Origin of the sequence: Streptomyces sp. NPDC002701 (assembly GCF_042889045.1) — a bacterium.
Taxonomy (GTDB): Bacteria; Actinomycetota; Actinomycetes; order Streptomycetales; family Streptomycetaceae; genus Streptomyces.
Genome location: NZ_JBIAQL010000002.1, coordinates 834428 through 857167, shown reverse-complemented (window position 1 = coordinate 857167; position 22740 = coordinate 834428). Strand labels below are relative to the sequence as shown.

Genomic DNA, 22740 nt, shown 5'->3' with positions numbered 1-22740 from the left:
CTGACGTCATGCGCAGAACCCGAGCCGTGGCCGCGAGCGCGGTCACCGTCTCACTGCTGGCCGCCGTGACCGCCTGCGGCGGTGGTTCGTCGACGGACGGCGGGTCCAACGACTCGCCGAAGACGCTCACCTACTGGGCCTCCAACCAGGGTCCGAGCATCGAGGCCGACAAGAAGATCCTCACGCCCGAGCTGAAGAAGTTCGAGAAGCAGACCGGCATCAAGGTCAAGCTGGAGGTCGTCCCCTGGTCGGACCTCCTCAACCGCATCCTCGCCGCCACGACCTCCGGCCAGGGCCCGGACGTCCTGAACATCGGCAACACCTGGTCCGCCTCGCTGCAGGCGACGGGCGCCCTGCTGCCGTGGGACGCGAAGAACTTCGACAAGATCGGCGGCAAGGACCGGTTCGTGGAGTCCGCGCTCGGCTCGGCCGGCGCGACCGGCTCCGACCCGGCGGCGGTCCCGCTGTACTCGATGGCGTACGCGCTCTACTACAACAAGAAGATGTTCGAGGACGCCGGGATATCCGGACCGCCCGCGACCTGGGACGAACTGGTCGCCGACGGGAAGAAGATCTCCAAGGGCGGCAAGTGGGCGCTGGCCGCCGAGGGGTCCAACCCGTCGGAGAACATCCACCACGTCTTCGTCCTCGCCAAGCAGCACGGCGCCGACTTCTTCGACGCCGACGGCAAGCCCGACTTCACCTCCGACGGGGCCGTCGCGGCGGTCAAGCAGTACGTCGACCTGATGGGCAAGGACAAGGTCATCGCGCCCGGCAACGCCGAGTACGCGCAGAACCAGTCCCTCCAGGACTTCGCCAAGGACAAGACGGCGATGGTGCTGTGGCAGACGGCCGCCACCACGCTCAAGGCGCACGGCATGAGCGACGACGAGTGGGGGGTCGCCCCGGTGCCGGTCCAGTCCGGCACCCCGGGGCCCGACACGGCCGTCAACTCCATGGTGGCGGGCATCAACATGGCCGTCTTCAAGAACACCGACAACATCGACGGCGCCCAGAAGTTCGTGAAGTTCATGACGAGCGACGCCGAGCAGAAGCTGCTCAACAAGACCTACGGCTCCATTCCGCCGGTCAAGGCGGCCCAGGAGGACCCGGCGTTCAACACGCCCGCCCTGAAGGTGATCCGGGAGACGCTCGCCAAGAGCGCGGCCCCGCTGCCCCAGGTGCCGAACGAGTCCCAGTTCGAGACGGCGGTCGGCACGGCCGTGAAGGAGCTCTTCGCGGAGGCGGCGGCCGGTCGCCCGGTGACCACGGCCTCGGTGAAGGAGAAGCTCGACGAGGCCCAGCAGCAGATGCCGAAGAAGTGAGCGCTCGATGACCGTGACCGCACAGCCCGCGGTCGGGAAGGAAGCACCGCCCGGTGCGACGGGGCCCGCCCCGCGCCGCCGCACCGGGCGGGTACGCCGGAACGTCCTGCCGTATCTGCTCCTGCTGCCCGCCCTGCTGCTCGAACTCCTCGTCCACCTGGTGCCGATGGTGATCGGCATCGTCATGAGCTTCAAGGAGCTCACGCAGTTCTACATCCGCGACTGGGGCGCCGCGCCCTGGGCGGCGTTCGACAACTACAGCCTGTCCGTGGACTTCGACGCGCCCGTCGGCAAGGCGCTGCTCCACTCGTTCTTCGTCACCTGCGCGTTCACCGTGTTGTCCGTCGGCCTGTGCTGGCTGATCGGCACGACGGCCGCGGTGTACATGCAGGAGAACTTCCGCGGCCGGGGCTTCCTGCGGGCCGTGTTCCTCGTCCCGTACGCGCTTCCGGTGTACGCGGCCGTCATCACCTGGGCCTTCATGTTCCAGCGGGACAACGGCCTGGTGAACCACGTGCTGCACGACCAGCTCGGCCTCACCGACAGCCCGTCCTTCTGGCTGATCGGCGACAACAGCTTCGTCGCACTGCTCGTCGTGTCGGTGTGGAAGGGCTGGCCGTTCGCCTTCCTCATCGTGATGGCCGGCCTGCAGAACATCCCCAGGGAGCTGTACGAGGCGGCGTCCATCGACGGCGCCGGCCTGCTCCAGCAACTGCGCCGCATCACCCTGCCGTCGCTGCAGCCGGTCAACCAGGTGCTGGTCCTCGTGCTCTTCCTGTGGACGTTCAACGACTTCAACACGCCCTATGTGCTGTTCGGCCAGGCGGCGCCGGAAGCCGCCGACCTGATCTCGATCCACATCTACCAGTCGTCGTTCGTGACGTGGAACTTCGGGACGGGGTCCGCGATGTCGGTGCTGCTTCTGCTCTTCCTGCTGGTCGTGACGGGTGTCTATCTCGTCCTGACCTCCCGCGGACGGAGGACGGCCGATGTCTAGGCTCTCGACCGAAGGTCCGGTGACCCGTCCGCGGGTGCGCCGTGGCTGGTCGCGCAGTTCCCCGCGCCCTCGCAGGGCGTCGCCGATGGCCGCGCCCCCGTCCTTCGTCTGGTCGCGCCGGATCTTCCTGACCCTGCTCACCGGCTTCGTCCTGCTGCCGGTGTACGTGATGCTGTCCAGCTCGCTGAAACCGCTCCAGGACGTGTCGGGCAAGTTCCGCTGGCTGCCCAGCGGGCTGACGATCCGCCCCTACATCGACATCTGGTCGACGGTCCCGCTGGCGAGGTACTTCGTCAACTCGCTGATCGTGGCGGGCGCGGCGACGGTCCTCTCGGTGGTGATCGCGATCTTCGCCGCGTACGGGGTGAGCCGCTACCGCTTCCGCGGCAAGCGCCTGTTCACCGTGACCGTGCTGTCCACCCAGATGTTCCCCGGGATCCTCTTCCTGCTGCCGCTGTTCCTGATCTACGTGAACATCGGCAACGCCACCGGCATCGCGCTCTTCGGCTCACGGCTCGGTCTGATCCTCACGTACCTGACGTTCTCCCTGCCGTTCTCGATCTGGATGCTGATCGGGTACTTCGAGTCGGTGCCGCGCGACCTGGACGAGGCGGCGACGGTCGACGGCTGCGGGCCGCTCGGCGCGCTCTTCCGGGTCGTGGTGCCCGCCGCGGTCCCCGGGATCGTGGCCGTCGCCGTGTACGCGTTCATGACGGCCTGGGGCGAGGTGCTGTTCGCGTCGGTGATGACCAACGACACCACCCGCACGCTGGCCGTCGGACTCAAGGGCTACGCGACGCAGAACGACGTGTACTGGAACCAGGTCATGGCCGCCTCGCTCGTGGTGAGCGTGCCCGTGGTCGCCGGGTTCCTGCTGCTCCAGCGCTATCTGGTCGCCGGACTGACCGCCGGGGCCGTCAAGTGACCATCCCCTCCCCCGTACCGCCCCGCTCCCCCCGTACCGAGAGGACTTCTGTGACCATCGATCTCGCCGCACTTCCCCAGGACTTCCTGTGGGGCACGGCCACCTCGGCGTACCAGATCGAGGGGGCGGTGGCCGAGGACGGCCGTTCGCCCTCCATCTGGGACACGTTCTCGCACACACCGGGGAAGGTCGACGGCGACGACCACGGGGACGTGGCCTGCGACCACTACCACCGGTGGCGCGAGGACGTCGGCCTGATGAAGGAGCTGGGCACCAACGCCTACCGGCTGTCGGTCGCCTGGCCGCGGGTCGTGCCGGGCGGCGAAGGACCGGTGAACGCCAAGGGCCTCGACTTCTACGACGCGCTGGTCGACGGCCTGCTGGACGCCGGCATCACCCCGTCGGTCACCCTCTACCACTGGGACCTGCCGCAGGTGCTCCAGGACCGGGGCGGCTGGTCCGAGCGCGACACGGCACACCATCTGGCGGCGTACGCGGAGGTCGTGGCCGAACGCCTCGGCGACCGCGTCCAGCACTGGACCACCCTCAACGAACCGCTCTGCTCGGCCTGGATCGGTCATCTGGAGGGCCGGATGGCCCCGGGCCTGACCGACCTCACGACGGCCGTCCGCGCCTCCTACCACCTGCTCCTCGGCCACGGCCTCGCCACCCAGGCGATCCGCGCCGCGGCCCCCGGCGCCCAGGTCGGCATCGTCAACAACCTGTCCTCCATCGAGGCCGCCACCGACCGCCCCGAGGACATCGCGGCGGCCCGGCGCATGGACGGCCACACCAACCGCTGGTGGCTCGACCCGGTGCACGGCCGCGGCTTCCCGGCGGACATGCGTGAGGTGTACGGCGTCGAACTCCCGGAGCGCGAGGGCGACCTGGCGACCATGGCGCAGCCGCTGGACTGGCTGGGGCTGAACTACTACTTCCCGTCGGCCATCCGGGACGACCCGACGGGCCCGGCCCCGTACGCGGCCGACGTGCGCCGTCACGGTGTCCCGCGCACGGCCATGGACTGGGAGGTCGACGCGGCCGGCATCGAGAGCCTGCTGCTGCGCCTCACGGACGAGTACGGCGCCCGCAGGCTGTACGTCACCGAGAACGGCTCCGCGTACCCGGACGTCGTACGCCCGGACGGCACCGTGGACGACCCCGAGCGCACGCTGTACCTGGAGCAGCATCTGGCGGCCTGTGCCTCAGCGGTCCGCAAGGGGGCACCGCTCGCGGGCTACTTCGCGTGGTCGCTGCTGGACAACTTCGAGTGGGCGTACGGCTACGACAAGCGGTTCGGGCTCGTCCACGTCGACTACCGGACGCAGCGGCGCACGGTGAAGGGCAGCGGGCGCCGGTACGCGGAGATCATCCGTGAGCACGGCGGAAGGGAGCGCCGGGCCGCCTGACCCTCACCGGGCCAGCTCGTCGAGCGCGGCGAGGAGTTCCGGGGCCACCGCGTCCCGGAGCCAGGTGTCGTGCTCCTCGCCCATCTCCCTGGGGACCGTCTCGACGAGCATGATCAGGCAGAGGTAGCTGCGGTAGAGGGCGAGACGACGGCGGGCCGGGCGGGTGAACTCGGCCCGTCCGCCCGCCTCCTGGTACCCCGCCAGGAAGTCGTGGTCCTTCTCGATGTCGTCGAGCAGCGCCAGGGACACGAAGTCGGCGAGCGGGTCGCCCCAGAACATCCGCTCGCCGTCGATCAGTCCGCCGATGCCGGGCCCGCCGGGGCCGGCCGGACGCTCGACGAGGATGTTCCCCCGCCACAGGTCGAAGTGGACCAAGCGAGGGACGGTCACCTCGTCGAGGGCGTCGTAGGCGGAGGCGGCCGTACGGGCCACCTCGTCCAGCGGGCGCGGCAACCACGCTCCGTACCGGCGGGCGTCGTCCAGGACGGCCGCGTACATGCCGGCGAAGGCGGATCGCCAGTCGGGGGACAGCGGCCCGAGCGCGCCGGACGGGTATCCGAACGCGGGCCCGGTCACGCGGTGCAGCCGCGCCACGTGCCGCCCCAACAGGGCGCGCAGCGCGCCCTGTTCGTCCGCCGTGAGGGTGTCGTCCCACGTGTCCCCCGGACAGGCGGTCATCAGCAGGTACCGCCCGGCCGGGCCGGCGGCGTCGAAGGAGGCGGCCACCACCCGCGGCACGGGCACACCGACGGTGGCGGCCGCACGGTAGAACTCGGCCTCCGAGACGAGCAGGTCCCGCTCGTGCCGCAGCCCGGGCACGGTCTCAGGAGGCGGGGTCTTCAGCACGTACCGGCTCCCGTCGTCGAGAAGCACCTCCTCGACGGTGTTGTACGTGCCCCCGCTGAGCGCCCGACACGAGACACCCCCCACCGAAACCCCACCCACCCCAAGCACCCACCGAACCAGCCCCTCACCCACAGCCACCACCCCACCCTCCCCTACCCCTTCCAGGGCTGCGGGGAACGCCGCAGTCTTTCGCCTACAGGGGCGCGGGGAACGGCGCAATCCTTTGCTTTCAGGGCCGCGGGCAACGGCGCGGACCTGTCACTCCCAGGGGCGCGGGGAACGGCGCAATCTTTTGCTTTCAGGGGCGCGGGGAACGGCGCGACCAGCCCCCACCCACCCGCACCCAAAACCGCCACCCAAGCGGAGCGCATAGGCTCGGCGCATGGAACAGAGCGAGATCATCCTCCGCGCGATCGGCGTCCTGACCGAGACCCAGGAAATGGTGCGCAGGCTCAACGAGGAGACCGAGGTCGACATAGACGCCGGCGAAGCCCAGCTGGGCCGGCTGGTGACCGAGGTCTTCCCGTCGGTCGAGGTCCCCGGCGACGCCACCCCCGCGGAGGCCGGCCAGGCCGTCGTCGACGCGCTGATGCCCGCGGCCATCTCCCTGGTGGGCGCGTTCGCCTTCCTGTTCTCGGAACTCGCCGACGTCCACGACACGGGCCGCTCCGAGATCAAGAGCACCGAACTCCTCCGCACCCTCGCCCTGCGCCTGTCCACGACGGACTCGAACGCCGGCCCGGACGCGGACCGCGAAGGCGAGGCGTGACCGCCAAAAACCATTGGCTCTCACCGGATCGGCTACGTAGCCTAGGCCAGAACCTAGTACCCCTAGGTTCGCCAGCATCTGCTCTCAAGCCCTCCCCAGGAGAACCCCGCCATGAAGCCGCTCACCGAGCAGGACATCCGCAGCTCCTTCGTCAACTGTTCCAAGGGCGAGGCCAAACGGCTGGCGGTGCCGCGCGACCTGGCGGACCGGCCGTGGGACGACCTGGACTTCCTGGGATGGCGCGACCCCGGGGCGCCGGACCGCAGTTACCTGGTGACCGAGCGGACGGGCGGACTCGTCGGCGTGTCCCTGCGCCTCCCCTCGCAGCAGCGCGGCTTCCTGCACCGCAGCATGTGCTCGCTGTGCCTGACCACCCACCCGGGCAACGGCGTCTCCCTGATGACGGCCCGCAAGGTGGGCGCGGCCGGCCGCGAGGGCAACTCGGTCGGCGTCTACCTGTGCGCCGACCTCGCCTGCTCCCTCTACGTACGCGGCAAGAAGTCCCCCGAGTCCGGGTCGCGTTTCGAGGAGACCCTCACCGTGGAGGAGCAGATCAGCCGCACGACCGGCCATCTGTCGGCCTTTCTGGACCGCCTGCACTCCTGACCGACCGGATGGTACGGGCAGTCGGCGGAGCTGCCCGCTCCGGATGTGTTCGGCGCGGCCGTCGAACGGGAAGTGGCCAAGGATGCGAGATGTACGTGAAGTGTGGGCTGCCGGCGCCGCCCGGGTGACGAAGTGGCGCCAGGAGCCCGTGATCGTCCAGACGGTCCGGTCGGCGGCGGCCGCGACCGTGGCATACGTGGTCGCTCTGCAGTTCAGCCCCGAAGTCGCGCCGCTGACCGCTCCGCTGACCGCCCTGCTCGTCGTCCAGGTCACGCTCTACTCCACCCTCACCACCGGAGTGCGGCGGGTGAACTCGGTGGTGGCCGGCGTCCTCGTCGCCATCGGCTTCAGCGCCCTGGTGGGGCTGACCTGGTGGAGCCTCGGACTGCTCATCCTGGCCTCGCTGGCCGTCGGTCACCTGGTGCGGGTCAGCGAGTTCGTGCCCGAGGTGGCGATCAGCGCCATGCTGGTCCTCGGCGTCACCCGCCACGGCGACACGGCCTGGGCACGGATCCTGGAGACGCTGATCGGCGCCCTGGTCGGACTCGGCTGCAACCTGCTGTTCGCTCCCCCGGTGTGGGTCGGCGCCGCCGGTGAGTCCATCGAGGATCTGGCCCGCCGGATGCGGCAGTTGATGCGGCGCGTCGGCGAGGAGGCGGCCGGCCGGCCACCGGCGGCCGTCGCCGCCGAGCGGCTGCACGAGGCACGCCGGCTCGACCACGACATCGTCGACGTGGACGCGGCCCTGCAACAGGCCGAGGACAGCCTGCGGCTCAATCCGCGCGTCCGGGAGGGGCTGCTGCACCGGGTCGTCCTGCGCACCGGCCTCGACACGCTGGAGATCTGCACGGTGGTCCTGCGGGTGCTCACGCGCACCCTCACCGACCTCGCCAAGGAGCGCGAGCCCGAGCCGCTGTTCGAGCCGAGCGTCGGGGCGGCGCTCGAACAGCTGCTGTCCGAGGTCGGTGACGCCGTGGTCAGTTTCGCCGTGCTGGTCACCACGGATGTCAGCCGCAGCGCCGAGTCCGCGGAGTCCCGGCTCGCCTCGGAACTCACCGCCGCGACGGCCACCCGCGACAAGCTGGCGCAGCTCCTGCTGGAGGAGGTGCAGCGGGACGCACGCCAGTGGCAGTTGTACGGGGCCGTGGTCACCGAGGTCACCCGGATCCTCGACGAGCTCGACATGGAGCACCGTTCCCACCGGCTCCTGGAGGAACTGGACCGCTGCACACGCGAACAGCGCGAGCGCATGCCGCGCCTCGACCGCCTCAACCGGCGCCTGCGCTCCGCACGGCGGAACCGCCCGGCCCCCGCGAGTCGTACTAAGTGACGTACCGAGCACCGTGCGACGTACCGGCACGGTGACGAGCCGGGGCGGCCTGCCCCGGGACGCATGACGACAGAGGGAGTGCGGATGGCCGACGGCACCGTGCGGATCGACGGGAACTCACTGCTGCTGGCGGGCGGTGTGCGGGTGCGGTTCATCCGCACCCTGCGCCTGCCCGAGACGGGCACGCACGCACTGCCCCCGGGGCTCGGCGAGTTCCCGCTGCGGCGCGTGGAGGACCACCCGGACACGGTGCCCGCCGAGTGGCTGGCACGCGGCGGGGTGATGCTGCCGGTCCACCTGCGCGAGGCGATGTGGCTGAGCTTCGGCGGCACGACGGAACCGGCGGCCCTCCAGGTGGGCGTCGGCAAGGTGTGCGCGGTGTCCGGCAAGCCGTGGAGCCCCCGGCCGGCGCGGGATCCGCAGAACTACGTGGTGCTGCCGCGTCAGCCGTGGCTCGACGGCATCAACTCCGGCAAGGGCACGGTCCGTCAGTTCGTGGCGGTGCCGCTCGGGCTGGGCGCCACGGTCGAGGGCCAGGTGACCGGCGAGGAGGTGTGGGGCGGTGTGCAGTTGCAGGCGTTCCCGCTGAACGACACCGCGCTGCACGCCTGGCGGGAGGAGCAGCGCCGGCTGGCGGAGGCGGCGGAACGCCAACGGCGCATGTCCGCCCCGGGCGGTTACGGCGCCCCGGCCCCGATGATGGCCGCGCCCGGCGCCATGCCCGCGCCGGGCGGTCCGGTGCCGGCCGCGGCAGGCGCCCCGCCCCGGGCCGCGGCGGCCATGGGACTCGGCGTCGGCGGTTCCATGCGCCAGGAGGTCTACCAGGACGAGCGCCCGCTGTCCGACTGGTCCACCACCGCGGCCGGCCGGGTCTTCGTCCACCTGGTGACGCCGCCCGAGTGGCGGCGCATCACCGGTGAGGCGCCTCCGCCGTCCCCCGTGGACCGTGCGGCCTACACCCGCGCCGGGCTGCCCTGGTTCGACTACTACGACCAGGACGCCACGGATCTCGCTCCGCCGGACGAGCTCAGCGCTGTCAAGCCGGTCGGCGACTGGCTCGGCGACGACCACACGCCGTGGGAGCCGCCGTCGCCCGGCCAGGTGAAGCCGCTGGGCGACGCACCGGGGAAGCCGGTCGGCGACGGCGACTGGTGACGGCGAACACGCTCACCCCGGTGGGCGACGGGTGCGTCCGCGTCACCCGTCGCTCTCCGTGCGCAGGCGCTGCAGCGTACGCGGGCAGCTCGCCGTGCTGGCCTGGGTGAGCAGGACGTGCATGCGCTCGGTGAGCTGTCCGACGTCGTCCGCGGGCCGGTGGAAGGGCAGCCGCACGTCGCCGTGGCCGCGGGCGCGCTCGATGCGCAGCGTGAGTCCGTGACGGTCGACGGCGAGGGGCTGCACCCGGACGGCGCCGTGCAGGCTGTCCGGTTCGACGAGCCGGGTGAGCCGCTCGACCGCGTCCGGGTGGGCGTCGGCGAGGTGGGTGAGGAGCTGTGCCTCGGCGAGCGTCAGGGGGTCGGGTTCGGCGGCGGCGTACTCGTCGAGGTCGACGACGACCGCGCCACCCGGTTCGCGCAGTACGGCGCGTGTCGGATGGAAGGTGAGGTGCTCGTCCTGCGGTGCGAACCAGCCCGCCATCCAGAGGCGCGCCCGGATGCGGTGGCGTACGGGGACGGGCGCGACGTCGGCGAACTCCAGTACGGCGGACGGCTCGCCGCGTGGCGCGCAGATCGCGGCCGTGGTGAGCACGCTGTCGTCCGGCAGGTGCAGCAGCACCCGGCCGTCCCGCGCGACGGTGTGTACGCCGATGAACTCCTCCCGGCCGCCTTCCGCGGTCACCGCGCAGGACCAGGCCGCGGCGAGCACCGACCGGGCACGTTCCGCCGTGGCCGGTGCGGCCGTCCAGCTGTGACGGTCACCCATCCCAAACCTCCCTTAGGTAAGCCTTGCCTAACCTACCGAAGATCGGGGTGTACGCCAACCACGCGGCGCCGGTCACGGCACCTTTGTGACAGTCGGCGTCGGACTCACCCGCTCCAGTGACCGGGGCGGGTGAAGGACGGCGGGATTCTGGTGCCCGCGCTGCCCCTGGCCGCCGCGAGCTGCGGTGGGGTGAGGAAGATGACGTCCGTCAGGTCGGCGTCCGTGAGGTCGGTGTCCCGCAGGTCGGCACCGATCAGGTCCGCGCCGCGCAGGTCGGCGTCCGTCAGGTCGGCCGCGATGAGGTAGGCGCCACGGAGGTCGGCGCCGCGCAGATCGGCGCCCCTGAGCCGGGCCCCCATCAGATCGGCGCCCCGGCGCTCCTTCTTCTTCCTGCCCTTCCCGCCGTTCCCGCCGTTCCCGTGACCGGCGCGGGCCAGCTCACTGGCGCGCAGCAGCAGCACGTTGACGTCCTGACGGACCGCCTGCACGTCCAGCTCGGCGAGCTCTTCCGGGGGCCTGCGGGTGAGTTCTTCGGTCCGGTCGAGCGCGCCGCGCAGTTCGGCCCGGATCGGGCGGGCCGCCGGCAGGCCGAGTGCCTCGGTGAGGTACCGGAGCAGCTCCTGCAACTGCCGTACGGACCGGAACACGTCGAACATCAGCCGGGCGCGCTCCCCCGGGCCCGAGCGCCAGTCCTCCCCGCCGAAGGTGAGCTGCGAGACCTTCTGGCCCGCGCCGAAGCAGTCGTAGACCGTGCAGCCGTTGAAGCCGCGCTGCCGCAGTTCCGGGTGGATGCCGCAGCCGAAGTCGGTGCGGAGATGACGGCACGGGCTCCCGGCGGGCTTGTCGATCGCGAAGTCCGCCGAGGCGGCGAAGGGCAGCGCGACACAGCACAGTCCGAAACACCGGGCACAGTCCGCCGTCAGCTCGGCGCGGGCGGGTGCCGTGCCACCGGGTTCGTCTCGCATGCCTCCACCCTACGCAGCGCGCGTCCGCACTGATCAGGGAGTGCTCCGGCGCCCGCCCGCACCGGCCTACGACATGTCGCGGAGCATCGCCAGGTTGCTCACCAGCAGGCCGCCGTCGACCGGCAGTGTCACCCCGGTGATCCAGGACGCGTCGGCCGAGGCGAGGAAGGCGACGGCGGACGCGATGTCGGCGGGTTCGCCGACCCGCCCCAACGGGTAGTGGGCGGTGGCCGCGTCGAGGAACGCTCCGCGGCCGGCCCAGGCGTCGGTACGGATGGTGCCGGGCTCGACGCAGTTCACCCGCACCCCGCGCGGGGCGACCTCGACGGCGACGGTGCGGGTGAGGGAGGCCAGGCCGGCCTTCGCCGCGCTGTACGCGTGGGACCCGAAGTGCTGCTCGGCGTTGACCGAGCCGATGTTGACGATCGCGCCCCGCCCGCCCGCCGCCGCGAGGTGCGGCAGGGCGGCGCGGACGCAGCGGTAGGCGCCGTGCAGGGTGATCTCGAAGTCCTCGTACCAGGGCCCGTCCTCGTGCTCCTCGAAGGACGCGGGGTCGGGATGGCACGCGTAGGCGTTGTTGACCAGGACGTCGAGTCTCCCGAAGGAGTTCACCGCGGCCGTGACCGCCCCCTCGACGGCGGCGGAGTCGGAGACGTCGCACGCGTACGGGTCGGCCGTGCCGCCGGCCGTCCTGATCGCGTCGGCCACCCGCTCGGCGCGGGTCGCGTCGCGGTCCGTGACGAGGACGGCCGCGCCTTCCGCCGCGAGGCGGTGTGCCGTCGCCTCGCCGATGCCCTGGCCCGCGGCCGTGACGAGTGCTCCGTAACCGGTGAATCGTGTCATGAGGTCAGCCTGGGGACGTGTGCGCGACCGCGGGTCGTCCGTGACCGGGCGCGCGATTCCCCGCGCCCCTGGGGACTCACACCTCGTCCCGCGCCAGGGACAGCAGACGGTCCAGGACTCTGGGGCCGCTCGCCCGCACTCCGTCGTGCTCGTACTCGTCCGTGACGTACGTGCGCAGGCCGCGGATCGTGCGGGCGGTCCGGAGGGCGTGGTCGGTGTCGACGTACATGTCGTCGTGGTAGACGGCCGCGGCGACCGGGACCTCGTTGGCGGCGAGGCGGTCGGCGTCGTACAGGACGGGCCAGTCGGTGCGCTCGGCGAGGAGGTCGGCCGTCTCGCGCAGGGGGCGCAGGGCGGGGTCGCAGTCGAAGGTCCAGGGGTGGACGGACTCACCGGTGAACAGGACCGGGCCGTCGCCCGCCAGGGACTTGGCCGCGTCGAACTGGGGGAATTCGGCGCGGACCCGCTCGGCGGACCACGCGGTGGGGCGGTCGCCCTGCGCGTAGCAGGCTTCGTGGACCAGCGCGTACAGGGGGTGCCCGGCGAAGGACAGGGCGGACTGGACGTCCTCCTGGAAGGCGTCGGAGAGGGCCGGGCCCCCGGCGGTGCGGACGAAGGCGTTCTCCAGGAGGTAGTGCAGCCGGTGGCTGCCCTCGCTGCCGCCGAGCAGGATGCCGAGGGACTGGAACGCCTCGACGGTGAGCCGGTAGCCGCCGTTCAGGACCGGCTCGTGCCGCAGGAGGTACTCGGCGACGCGCCGCGCCCGCTCGACGTCCTGCGGGTAACGCGCGTAGTGCGCGGCGACCTTGCGCTCGATACGCGGGTACGCGGCCCGGTAGACGTCGTCGGCGTGGCCGTCGAGGGTGGGCAGTCCGCCGGTGATCAGGGCCGTGCTGAGGCCCTCGGGCGCGGTGGACAGGTAGTGGGTCGCGCAGAAGCCGCCGAAGCTCTGGCCGAGGACGGCCCAGGGGGCGCCGCCCGTGACGGCGGGGCGGATCGCCTCGCAGTCGCGGACGATGGAGTCGGCGCGGAACAGCGCCAGGTAGTCGGCCTGTTCGCGGGGGCCGCCGCGCAGCGGGAGCGTCTGCCGGTTGGCGGGCGTGGAGCTGCCGGTGCCGCGCTGGTCCAGCAGCAGGACGCGGTACTCCTCCAGGGCGCGGCCGAGCCATGCCTGTCTGCCGACGAACCGGTTGGCGCCGAAACCCGGGCCGCCCTGGAGGTACACCAGCCAGGGCAGGTCCCGGTCCGCCCGGTCGCTCGCCACCACTTCACGGGCGTACAGCTCGATCGTCTCCCCGGTGGGGGCGTCGTGATCGAGGGGTACGGTGAACCGGCGGTCACTGAGGACGACACCGGGCTGACGGTAAGTGGCACTCAAAAGGGGCTCCCGAGACGGACGGATTCCTGACCGCGACCCAGTTCAGCACAAGTTCTCCGGTGAGCCGAGGGCGGGGATCAAGAAATCGTACTGACCGGCCGATCAGACCGGTGAGCGCGAACGTACTGAACAACCGCTCAGCGCGGCGGGAGACTTGAGCGCCGGACCACCAGTTCCGGCTGGAGCACCACGCGCCGGTGCTCGTGCGGGACGGGAGCCGTCTCGGCCTCCGTCTCCTCCAGGAGGAGTTCCGCGGCGAGCGCGCCCATGGTCACGGCGGGCTGTCGCACCGAGGTGAGTGGAACGGCCGCCGCGGCCGCGAACTCGATGTCGTCGTAGCCGACGATCGCGAGGTCGTCGGGGACGCTCACACCGGCCGCGAACATCGCCTGGAGGACGCCGAGGGCGAGCAGGTCGTTGGCGCAGAACACGGCGGTCGGCCGGACGGCGAGACCGAGGAGCCGGGCTCCCGCGTCGCGGCCCGCGGCCACGTCGAGGCGCTCGGTGGGCAGTTCCCGCAGGCACTCCGGGCCCAGGCCCGCCTCGTCCAGGGCGTTCAGGGCGCCCGTGCGCCGGTCCGCGACCTGGGTGAGGCCGGGCGGCCCGCTCACGTACGCGATGGAGCGGTGTCCCGCGTCGACGAGGTGCCGCACGGCCAGGGCGCCGCCCGCGACGTCGTCGACGGACACCGAGCACTCCGTGGTGCCCTCCGCGACCCGGTCGACCAGGACGAAGGGGATGCCGTGGCGGCGGAACGCCGCGATGTTGCGGCCGGTCGCGTCGGCGGGGGTCAACAGGACGCCCCGGACGCGCTGCTCGGCGAAGAGCGACAGGTAGTCGGCCTCCTCGCCGGCGCTCTGTGCGCTGTTGCAGACCATCACGCCGAGCCCGGCCTCGCGGGCCGCCCGCTCGGCGCCGCGCGCCACGTCCACGAAGAAGGGGTTGCCCATGTCGAGGACGAGCAGGCCCATGATCCGGCTGCGCCCGGCCCGCAGCTGCCGGGCCGACTCACTGCGGACATAGCCGAGCCGGTCGATCGCGGAGAGCACGCGCGCGCGGGTCTCGGACGCCACCGTGTCAGGGCGGTTGATGACGTTCGAGACCGTGCCGACGGAGACTCCGGCGACTCGGGCGACGTCCTTGATACCCACCGACTGGGCCATCAGGCGGTTACCTCCAGGGAACGGGGAGTGGCGGGCACGCAGTCACATTACCCGCGTGCCCACCCGGATCGGACTCCGTCAGGCGGGCAGTCCGAAGTCGATGACGCGGAGCGCCGAAGGCGTCGTACCAGTGGACTTGACCTGGTACAGGATGGACAGCACGCCGTCCTGGGCGATCCTCGTCTCGTCGACGACGACCTCGCCGAAGGCGTTCAGTCCGCCGCCGTCGAACAGGGTCGTCCAGTCGGTGTGCCCGGAGGCGGCGGACGCGCCGGCGATGCGGGCGAAGGGCAGGACCGCGTACGCGTTGTCGTACTTGTCGAGGATCAGCCGGGTGCGCTGGCTGGAGTTCAGGGCGACCGGTATCTCGGTCTTGCGCCAGGTGCCGGTGGCGGTCCTGCGGAGGTGGAAGGCACGCCCGTTGGCCGTCCGGTCCCTGACGTAGTTCGTGGTGCACTGCCCGAAGCGGCCGGGGACGTAGCTGATGATCGCGTGCGGCCGGCCCGCCGAGTCGGTGGCCTGGCTCTCCTGGTTCATCAGGGAGTGGTCCGGGCCGAGGGGGTCCACGACGAGGCCGCTGTCGGTGACGGCGACCTTGTCGGCGCCGCCGGTGGTGCCGACGACCGTGCCGGCGTCGTTGCGCCAGGTGCGGCCGCGGTCGTCGGAGTAGACGTAGCCGGTGTCGTGGTTGGTGATGCCGCCGCCGCTGCACATCACCGCGCCGTTCTGCTCGCGCCAGGTGAAGAACGAGTGCAGCCGGCCGTTGCGGTCGTAGTCGATGCCGTGCAGGTACATGTTGCGGACGGCGCTGGAGCCGTGCGCGCTGGTGTACGTGCCGGTCGAGCTGCTCCACTCGCCGAGGTCGGTCCACGAGGTGCCGTTGTACTCGGCGAGCGCGTGGCGGCCGTTGCCCGAGACCCCGGTGCGGTAGCTGAGCTGGAGTCTCCCGCCGGGCGTGGCGACGAACTGCGGGTACGTGAACTGGGAGGTGGGCGTGAGCCCGTCGAGCGTGGGCTGCGGCGCCCCGAACCGGCTCGCGGTCCAGGACAGACCGGCCGGGTCGTCCAGGAGACCGGCCACCGACTTCACGTAGGTGAAGCCGTCGCTGTGGGAGTCCATGTTCAGGTGGAGGCGGCCGTCGGTCCTGGACAGACCCATGGAGATGACGTTGTGGGAGTCGTCGTAGCGCAGGGTGTGCCCGACCTTGACGCTCGACCAGGTGCTCGCGCCGAGTGCCCGGCGGCCGACGACGGCGTTGCGGTCGGCGGTGTACCAGACGGCGTACTGGTGGCCCTTGTACGTGAGCAGGCCGTTCTTCTGGAACGAGTTGTTGTTGACCAGCCCGTCGTAGGACACGAAATAGATGGCCTGGCTGTCGAGTGTGGTGGTGGCCCTTCGGGTGACCGAGGGGCCGGGGGCGGCCGCCCCGGCGGTGCCGGCGAGGGCGGGCCCCGCGGCGGCGGAGAGCAGGGCGGTCGCGAGCAGGGTGCGTCTCTTCATGTGCGGAGCTCCTTGGCGTGTGGGGACGAGGAGAACGAACGGGGGAAGAGCACGGCGGGTCAGTCGAGGTGGAAGACCTCGGCGAGCGGTTTCATGGCCTCGTCGGGACGGGCGCCGTCCAGCGACTCGAAGAACGGCGCCATCTCGGCCTGCCAGCGGGCGTTGACCCCGGTGGCCTCCATGCCGGCCTGCGCGGCGGCGAAGTCCTCGGTCTCCAGGTACCCGACCAGCAGACCGTCCTCGCGCAGGAAGAGCGAGTAGTTGTGCCAGCCGGTGGCCGAGAGCGCCTCCCGCATCTCGGGCCACACGGCGGCGTGCCGCTCGCGGTACTCGTCGAGCCGGTCCGCACGCACCTTGAGCAGGAAACAGACGCGCTGCATGAAGTACCGCTCCGGTTTCGGTGGGGGGATGGGGTGTAGGTGGGGTGCCGTCGGCCGGACGGCCCGCGGCGCGCGGGCCGTTCACGCGGGCCGTTCGCGCGGTCAGAAGTCGAACTGGTCGATGTTCTTCGCGTTGAACACGGTCGGCTTGCCGAGGTTGATCACCCCGTCCTTGCCGATGGTGTACTCACCCATGTCGCCGGCCTTGAAGGTCTCGCCCTCCTTGCCGGTGATCTGGCCGGAGACCAGCGCGACGGAGGTGCGGGCGGCCAGCTCGCCGAGCTTCGCCGGGTCCCAGAGCTCGAACGCCTCGACGGTGCCGTTCTTCACGTACTTGCGCATGTCGTTCGGGGTGCCGAGACCCGTCAGCTTGACCTTGCCCTTGTACTTGGAGCCCGACAGGTACTGGGCGGCGGCCTTGATGCCCACGGTGGTCGGGGAGATGATCCCCTTCAGGTTCGGGTACTCCTGGAGCAGGCCCTGGGTCTGCTGGAAGGACTGCTGGGCGTCGTCGTTGCCGTAGGCGGTCTTGACCAGCTTGATGTCCTTGTACTTCGGGTCCTTGAGCTCGTCCTTCATGAAGTCGATCCAGGTGTTCTGGTTCGTCGCGGTCTGCGCGGCGGACAGGATCGCGATCTCGCCCTTGTAGCCGATCTGCTCGGCGAGCAGCTGCACCTCGGTGCGGCCCAGGTCCTCGGCGCTGGCCTGCGACACGAAGGCGTTGCGGCAGTCGGCCTTGGTGTCCGAGTCGTAGGTGACGACCTTGATGTCGTTCTTCATGGCCTGCTTGAGCGCGGTGCACAGGGCGCCCGGATCCTGCGCGGAGACGGCGATGGCGTCGACCTGCTGCTGGGTGAGCGTGTTGACGTAGGAGACCTGGCCGGAGGTGTCGGTGCCGCTGTTGGTGCCGACCTCCTTGTACTTCGAGCCCAGCTCGATCAGGGCCTTCTCGCCGCCCTTGTCCGAGGAGGTGAAGTACGGGTTGTTGACCTGCTTCGGCAGGAAGCCGACGGTCAGCCCCTTCTTGGTGGCCGCGTTCGGGTCGGCCTTGCCGGCCGCGGCATTGGAGCCGCCCTCCTCTTTGACGTCGTCCTTGGAGGTCCCCCCACCGCAGGCGGTGAGGGCCAGGGCCAGAGAGGTGGAGGCGGCGAGAACGGCACAGGCCCGGCGGACGGAAGACTTACGCATGGTGGGTCCTTTACAAGGGTGAGTACGATGGGCGCGCCCCGAAGGGGCGCGGGGAACTGCGCGACCAGCCACAACGGACCCGCAGCCGACGAACTGCCTAACCGGTGGAACTCCGCGCCGCCCGGCGCCCGGCCCGCGCGACGGACACCTGCCGTGCGACCCGGGGCCCGAGGACGGAGAGCACCAGCAGCACACCCGTGACGACGATCTGCGACTGCGCGGAGACGTCCTGCAGGCTCATCACGTTCTGCAGAGCCCCCAGCAGGAAGACACCGGCGATCGCCCCGCCGAGCGTCCCCTTGCCGCCGTCGAAGTCGATGCCGCCGAGCAGGACGGCCGCCACGACGGACAGTTCGAGCCCCGTGGCGTTGTCGTACCGGGCGCTGGCGTAGTGCAGCGCCCAGAACACGCCGGTCAGCGAGGCCATGAGGCCGGTGACGGTGAACAGGATCAGCTTCTGCCGCTTGACGCGGATGCCGGCGAACCGAGCGGCCTCCTCGCTGGCGCCGACCGCGAACAGGGAGCGCCCGAACGGGGTGGCGTGCAGCGCGACCCCGGCGATCGCGAGCAGCACCAGGAAGGGGAGGAACGCGTACGGGATGAAGGTGTCGCCGATGCGCCCGGCCGCGAAGTCCAGGTACTGGGAGGGGAAGTCGGTCACCGCGTCGGAGCCGAGCACGATCTGCGCGATGCCCCGGTAGGCGGCGAGCGTACCGATGGTGACGGCCAGCGACGGCAGGCCGAGGCGGGTCACCAGCAGACCGTTGACCAGCCCGCACACCACGCCGAGGAGCAGGCAGATCGGGATGATCGTCTCGATGGTCATGCCCTGGTTCCACAGGGCGCCCATCACCGCGCCGGACAGTCCCGCCGTGGAGGCCACCGAGAGGTCGATCTCACCGGACACCACGAGCAGGGTCATCGGCAGCGCGATCAGCGCGATGGGCAGCGTGTTGCCGATCAGGAACGACAGGTTGAGGGCGTTGCCGAAGCCGTCCACGGTGGTGAAGGACAGCAGCAGGACGACGACCAGGAGGGCGCCGACGGCCGAGTCCCACCTTTTCAGGGCGGACCGGCGGACGGCGCGCGTGAGGGCGGAGTCAGCCATGGCGGGCGTTCCTCTTCTTCAGGGCGGTCGCCACCCGCAGGGCGACGATCCGGTCGACCGCGATGGCGAGGATGAGCAGGATGCCGTTGATGGCGAGCACCCAGACGGAGCTGACACCGAGGGCGGGCAGCACGCTGTTGATGGAGGTGAGGAGCAGCGCGCCGAGCGCCGCGCCGTAGACGCTGCCGGAGCCGCCGGTGAAGACGACGCCGCCGACCACGACCGCGCTGACGACGGTGAGTTCGTAGCCGTTGCCGGTGCCGGAGTCGACGTTGCCGAACCGGGCGAGGTACAGGGCGCCCGCGAGGCCCGCGAGGGCGCCGCAGAAGGTGTAGGCGGCGAGGATCCGCCTGCGTACGGGGATGCCGGCGAGGCGGGCGGCCTCCGGGTTGGAGCCGAGCGCGTACAGCTCGCGGCCGCTGCCGAAGTGCTTGAGGTAGTACGCGGTGGCGACGAGCACCGCCAGCGCGATGAGCGCCAGGTACGGCACCGCGGAGATGCCGCCGGAGCCGAAGTCGATGAACCCGTCCGGCAGGCCCGCCGCGGTGATCTGCCGGGAGCCGACCCAGATGGAGTCGATGCCGCGGATGATGTAGAGGGTGCCGAGGGTGACGACGAGCGCGGGCACCTGGCCGAGGCTGACGAGCAGTCCGTTGACCAGGCCGCAGCCGACGCCGAGCAGGACCGCCAGGACGATCGCGAGGACGGAGCTGCCGCCGCCCTCCAGATAGGTGCCGGCGGCGAAGGCGCTGATGCCGAGCGTCGAGCCGACCGACAGGTCGACGTTGCGGGTGATGACGACCAGCGACTGGCCGGTGGCGACCAGCACGAGGATGGTCGCGTTCAGCAGGAGGTCCTTGATGCCCTGTTCCGACAGGAAGTCGCTGTTGCCGATCTGGGTGATGACGATCATCACCAGGAAGACGAGCAGGATGGCGAGTTCCCGCATCTTGAAGACGCGGTCCACCAGCCGGGTGCCACTGGACTTGGGCACCTCGGCGGCAGGAGCGGTTTTGGGAGCGGTCACCGTCACGCGGCTGCCCTCCCCGTGGCTGCGGCCATCACGGATTCCTCGGTGGCGTCGGTGCGGGCGATCTCGGCGGTGAGCCGGCCCTCGTGCATGACGAGGACCCGGTCGGCCATACCGAGGATCTCGGGCAGGTCGGAGGAGATCATCAGGATGGCGACCCCGTCGGCCGCCAGCTGGCTGAGCAGCCGGTGGACCTCGGCCTTCGTGCCGACGTCGATGCCCCGGGTCGGCTCGTCGACGATCAGCACCTTCGGGCCGGTGGCCAGCCACTTGGCGAGGACGACCTTCTGCTGGTTGCCGCCGGACAGCGTGTTGACGGTGTCGGCGATGCGGGCGTACTTGACCTGGAGCTTCACGGCCCAGTCGAGGGAGCGGCTGCGTTCGGCGCCGCGGTCCATCAGGCCCGCCCTGACGGTCGACCGCAGTCCGGTCAGCCCGATGTTGCGCTCGATGGACATGTCCATCACCAGGCCCTGGGCGCGGCGGTCCTCGGGGACGAGGGCGAGCCCGGCGGCCATGGCGGTGGAGGGCGCTCCGTTCGTGAGCTTCCTGCCGCCGACCTCGACCTCTCCGGCGTCCCAGCGGTCGACGCCGAAGACGGCCCGGGCGACCTCCGTGCGTCCGGCGCCGACGAGTCCGGCGAGGCCGACGATCTCTCCGCACCGGACGTCGAAGGAGACATCGGTGAAGACGCCCTCGCGGGTCAGCCGCCGCACGCTCAGGGCTGCCTCGCCGGGTCGGACGTCCTGCTTGGGGTAGAGCTCGTCGAGGTCGCGGCCGACCATACGGCGGACGAGGTCCTCCTCGGTCATGCCGTCCAGCGGTTCGCTGGAGATGAGGGCGCCGTCGCGCAGGGTCGTGACCCGCCGGCAGATCTGGAAGATCTCCTCCAGGCGGTGCGAGATGAACAGCACCGCCGAGCCCTGCTCGCGCAGTGTGCGGACGACCTTGAAGAGCCGGGCCACCTCGCTGCCGGTGAGCGCGGCGGTCGGCTCGTCCATGATCAGGACGCGGGCGTCGAAGGAGAGGGCCTTCGCGATCTCGACGATCTGCTGGTCGGCGATGGACAGGCCGCGCGCCGGGCGGTCGGGGTCGAGTTCGACGCCGAGCCGCGCCATGAGGGCGAGGGTCAGGGCGTGCGTGGCCCTGTGGTCGATGCGGCCGAGCGCGCGCCGGGGCCGGCGGCCCATGAAGATGTTCTCGGCGATCGACAGGTCGGGGAAGAGCGTGGGCTCCTGGTAGATCACCGCGATGCCAGCGTCCCGGGCGTCGGCGGGACCGTGGAAGACGGTGGGCTCGCCGTCCAGGAGCACCTGACCGGCGTCCGGTCGGTGCACGCCGGCGAGCGTCTTGATGAGGGTCGACTTGCCCGCACCGTTCTCACCGGCGAGTGCGTGCACTTCGCCGGGGAACAGTTCCAGGGACACGTCCCGCAGGGCGCGTACGGCGCCGAAGGACTTGGAGATGTCCTTGAGCGCCAGTACGGGGGCCGGACCCGCGTCGGACCGGTCAGTCATGAGGGCTCCTCAACGACGCGGGCGATGCGGCCTCACGACGTCGTGAAAGGTTTCAACTAGGTTGCCGGGACGTTAGACATGTAGCCCAGGTCACGTCAATGGGTACCGGCCGAAATTTTCGATAGCCAAAGGTCACAACCGAGTCACGGCAATGGGTGCGCGCCGGAGGGGTTGACAGCCCTTCGGGGGGCTCATAGCTTCTGCTGTCTGAATCGTTTCAGAGCCCTGGTGTTCAGAAGTCGTTCAGAACCGATGCCACAACGGAAGTCACAGGAGCCCCGAAGTGACCGAGCTCGCCGCGGTGAAGGCCGCCCTCAAGACCCAGGCAGTAGAGACGCCGTCGTGGGCGTACGGGAACTCGGGAACCCGCTTCAAGGTGTTCGCGCAGCCCGGGGTCCCCCGCGATCCCTTCGAGAAGCTGGACGACGCGGCGAAGGTGCACGAGTTCACGGGGGCCGCGCCCACCGTGGCGCTGCACATTCCGTGGGACAGGGTCGACGACTATGCGGCGCTGGCGAAGCACGCCGAGGAGCGCGGCCTGAAACTCGGCGCGATCAACTCCAACACCTTCCAGGACGACGACTACAAGCTGGGCAGCATCTGCCACCCGGACGCCGCCGTGCGCCGCAAGGCGGTCGGCCACCTCCTCGAATGCGTCGACATCATGGACGCCACGGGGTCGAAGGACCTGAAGCTGTGGTTCGCGGACGGCACGAACTATCCGGGCCAGGACGACCTCCGGGAGCGGCAGGACCGGCTCGCCGAGGGCCTCGCGCTCGTCTACGAGCGGCTCGGTGACGACCAGCGGATGCTGCTGGAGTACAAGTTCTTCGAGCCGGCCTTCTACGCGACCGACGTACCGGACTGGGGCACGGCGTACGCCCACTGCCTGAAGCTCGGGCCCAAGGCGCAGGTCGTCGTCGACACCGGACACCACGCGCCGGGCACCAACATCGAGTTCATCGTCGCCACGCTGCTGCGGGAGGGGAAGCTCGGGGCGTTCGACTTCAACTCGCGGTTCTACGCGGACGACGACCTGATGGTCGGTGCCGCCGACCCCTTCCAGCTGTTCCGGATCATGTACGAGGTCATCCGGGGCGGCGGGTTCACCCCGGACGTGGCGTTCATGCTCGACCAGTGCCACAACATCGAGGCGAAGATCCCGGCGATCATCCGTTCCGTGATGAACGTGCAGGAGGCGACGGCGAAGGCGCTCCTGGTCGACGGGGAGGCGCTGGCCGCCGCGCAGCGGAGCGGGGACGTGCTCGCCGCGAACGCCGTCGTGATGGACGCGTACAACACGGACGTGCGGCCGCTGGTCGCCGAGGTCCGGGGTGAGCTGGGGCTCGACCCCGATCCGATCGCGGCGTACCACGCCTCCGGGTGGGCTCGGAAGATCGCCGCGGAGCGGGTGGGTGGGCAGCAGGCCGGCTGGGGGGCGTAGCCCCGCCCTCCGCCCCGGCATTGCGGCCCGCTCGCCGTTGGGCCTGAGGCCCGGGGGCCGACCGCGGGTCCGTGTCGGCTGGTCGCGCAGTTCC

General features: G+C 70.9%; 21 protein-coding genes. 9 read left to right on the top strand and 12 right to left on the bottom strand.

Features of this window, described 5'->3' with window-relative positions:
- The first annotated feature begins 8 nt into the window (after window positions 1-8).
- The 4 genes from ACFYXC_RS08010 to ACFYXC_RS07995 all read left to right on the top strand — a co-directional run bounded on the left by ACFYXC_RS08010 (window position 9) and on the right by ACFYXC_RS07995 (window position 4656).
- Window positions 9-1325, top strand: coding sequence for an ABC transporter substrate-binding protein (locus ACFYXC_RS08010; RefSeq protein WP_389548209.1), 1317 nt, complete (start codon window positions 9-11; stop codon window positions 1323-1325).
- Between the two features lie 7 nt (window positions 1326-1332).
- A complete protein-coding gene (locus ACFYXC_RS08005) occupies window positions 1333-2322 on the top strand; it encodes a carbohydrate ABC transporter permease (protein ID WP_388905422.1) in 990 nt (329 codons plus the stop codon).
- Window positions 2323-2407: 85 nt separating this feature from the next.
- Window positions 2408-3247 (top strand): carbohydrate ABC transporter permease, encoded by an 840-nt coding sequence (locus tag ACFYXC_RS08000; protein WP_388905421.1) that lies wholly within the window; start codon window positions 2408-2410, stop codon window positions 3245-3247.
- A 50-nt stretch (window positions 3248-3297) separates the two neighbouring features.
- On the top strand, window positions 3298-4656 hold the full coding sequence (locus tag ACFYXC_RS07995; protein ID WP_389548205.1) for a GH1 family beta-glucosidase: 1359 nt from the start codon (window positions 3298-3300) through the stop codon (window positions 4654-4656).
- 3 nt (window positions 4657-4659) lie between these two features.
- Here the strand turns inward: ACFYXC_RS07995 and ACFYXC_RS07990 are convergent, their stop codons facing one another.
- The gene (locus tag ACFYXC_RS07990) at window positions 4660-5622 is read right to left on the bottom strand and encodes a phosphotransferase family protein (protein WP_389548466.1); all 963 of its coding nucleotides are present in this window, start codon (window positions 5620-5622) and stop codon (window positions 4660-4662) included.
- A 262-nt stretch (window positions 5623-5884) separates the two neighbouring features.
- Between ACFYXC_RS07990 and ACFYXC_RS07985 the strand changes: the two genes are divergently transcribed.
- From ACFYXC_RS07985 to ACFYXC_RS07970, 4 genes are all read left to right on the top strand, one after another.
- Window positions 5885-6271, top strand: a complete 387-nt coding sequence (locus ACFYXC_RS07985; RefSeq protein WP_388905418.1) for a hypothetical protein — start codon at window positions 5885-5887, stop codon at window positions 6269-6271.
- Between the two features lie 111 nt (window positions 6272-6382).
- A complete protein-coding gene (locus tag ACFYXC_RS07980; protein ID WP_388905417.1) occupies window positions 6383-6877 on the top strand; it encodes an FBP domain-containing protein in 495 nt (164 codons plus the stop codon).
- A gap of 82 nt (window positions 6878-6959) precedes the next feature.
- Complete coding sequence (locus tag ACFYXC_RS07975) at window positions 6960-8207, top strand: aromatic acid exporter family protein (RefSeq protein WP_389548202.1); 1248 nt, start codon at window positions 6960-6962, stop codon at window positions 8205-8207.
- Window positions 8208-8291: 84 nt separating this feature from the next.
- Entirely contained in the window at window positions 8292-9362 is a 1071-nt protein-coding gene (locus tag ACFYXC_RS07970; RefSeq protein ID WP_389548198.1) for a hypothetical protein, read from the top strand.
- 42 nt (window positions 9363-9404) lie between these two features.
- Here ACFYXC_RS07970 and ACFYXC_RS07965 read toward each other — a convergent pair whose 3' ends face one another.
- The 11 genes from ACFYXC_RS07965 to ACFYXC_RS07915 form a co-directional block, all read right to left on the bottom strand.
- Entirely contained in the window at window positions 9405-10130 is a 726-nt protein-coding gene (locus ACFYXC_RS07965; RefSeq protein ID WP_388905414.1) for a DUF2470 domain-containing protein, read from the bottom strand.
- Window positions 10131-10234: 104 nt separating this feature from the next.
- Window positions 10235-11095, bottom strand: coding sequence for a pentapeptide repeat-containing protein (locus ACFYXC_RS07960; protein WP_388905412.1), 861 nt, complete (start codon window positions 11093-11095; stop codon window positions 10235-10237).
- A 66-nt stretch (window positions 11096-11161) separates the two neighbouring features.
- Window positions 11162-11938 (bottom strand): SDR family NAD(P)-dependent oxidoreductase, encoded by a 777-nt coding sequence (locus ACFYXC_RS07955; RefSeq protein WP_388905410.1) that lies wholly within the window; start codon window positions 11936-11938, stop codon window positions 11162-11164.
- A gap of 76 nt (window positions 11939-12014) precedes the next feature.
- A complete protein-coding gene (locus ACFYXC_RS07950; RefSeq protein ID WP_389548194.1) occupies window positions 12015-13316 on the bottom strand; it encodes an alpha/beta fold hydrolase in 1302 nt (433 codons plus the stop codon).
- 137 nt (window positions 13317-13453) lie between these two features.
- A complete protein-coding gene (locus tag ACFYXC_RS07945; protein WP_389548191.1) occupies window positions 13454-14479 on the bottom strand; it encodes a LacI family DNA-binding transcriptional regulator in 1026 nt (341 codons plus the stop codon).
- Between the two features lie 78 nt (window positions 14480-14557).
- Entirely contained in the window at window positions 14558-15979 is a 1422-nt protein-coding gene (locus tag ACFYXC_RS07940) for a BNR repeat-containing protein (protein ID WP_389548188.1), read from the bottom strand.
- Window positions 15980-16038: 59 nt separating this feature from the next.
- Window positions 16039-16359, bottom strand: coding sequence for an L-rhamnose mutarotase (locus tag ACFYXC_RS07935; RefSeq protein ID WP_388905405.1), 321 nt, complete (start codon window positions 16357-16359; stop codon window positions 16039-16041).
- Window positions 16360-16461: 102 nt separating this feature from the next.
- Entirely contained in the window at window positions 16462-17547 is a 1086-nt protein-coding gene (gene rhaS / locus ACFYXC_RS07930) for a rhamnose ABC transporter substrate-binding protein (RefSeq protein ID WP_388905404.1), read from the bottom strand.
- A gap of 97 nt (window positions 17548-17644) precedes the next feature.
- Window positions 17645-18655: an ABC transporter permease gene (locus tag ACFYXC_RS07925; RefSeq protein ID WP_389548185.1), complete on the bottom strand. Its 1011-nt coding sequence runs from the start codon at window positions 18653-18655 to the stop codon at window positions 17645-17647.
- The gene (locus ACFYXC_RS07920; protein ID WP_389548182.1) at window positions 18648-19688 is read right to left on the bottom strand and encodes an ABC transporter permease; all 1041 of its coding nucleotides are present in this window, start codon (window positions 19686-19688) and stop codon (window positions 18648-18650) included. The genes ACFYXC_RS07925 and ACFYXC_RS07920 overlap by 8 nt, the downstream gene beginning before the upstream one ends.
- Entirely contained in the window at window positions 19685-21202 is a 1518-nt protein-coding gene (locus ACFYXC_RS07915; RefSeq protein ID WP_389548179.1) for a sugar ABC transporter ATP-binding protein, read from the bottom strand. Before ACFYXC_RS07915 ends, ACFYXC_RS07920 begins: the two co-directional genes overlap by 4 nt.
- 283 nt (window positions 21203-21485) lie before the next feature.
- Between ACFYXC_RS07915 and rhaI the strand changes: the two genes are divergently transcribed.
- Window positions 21486-22646, top strand: coding sequence for an L-rhamnose isomerase (gene rhaI / locus ACFYXC_RS07910; RefSeq protein ID WP_388905399.1), 1161 nt, complete (start codon window positions 21486-21488; stop codon window positions 22644-22646).
- The last annotated feature ends 94 nt before the right edge of the window (window positions 22647-22740 follow it).